This window comes from Saccharothrix obliqua, from assembly GCF_019375475.1.
Classification (GTDB): domain Bacteria; phylum Actinomycetota; class Actinomycetes; order Mycobacteriales; family Pseudonocardiaceae; genus Actinosynnema; species Actinosynnema obliqua.
Window position 1 is genome coordinate 1 of record NZ_JAHXGQ010000045.1, and the last position, 304, is coordinate 304.

The following is a 304-nucleotide window of genomic DNA, read 5'->3' on the forward strand; positions in this document are numbered from 1 at the left end:
CGGTCGGGACATCGTGTCGGTGCAGTACCAGAACGCGAACAACTCGGTGCGGGTGTCCGACGAGTTCATGCACGCCTACGAGAACGGCGGGCGGTTCGGCCTGCGCGCCCGGCAGACCGGTGAGGTGATCGAGCACGTCGACGCCAAGGGCCTGTTCCGGAAGCTGGCGCAGGCGGCGTGGGAGTGCGCGGACCCGGGTATCCAGTACGACGGGACGATCAACGACTGGCACACCACGCCGGAGTCGGGTCGGATCACGGCGTCCAACCCGTGTTCGGAGTACATGCACCTGGACAACTCCAGT

Annotated in this window: 1 protein-coding gene; it reads left to right on the forward strand. The window is 66.4% G+C overall.

Annotated features, from left to right (window positions below; all coding sequences use genetic code 11):
• A partial coding sequence (locus KZQ38_RS35740) for a ribonucleotide reductase barrel domain-containing protein (protein ID WP_504739581.1) occupies window positions 1-304 on the forward strand: 304 nt, incomplete at both ends.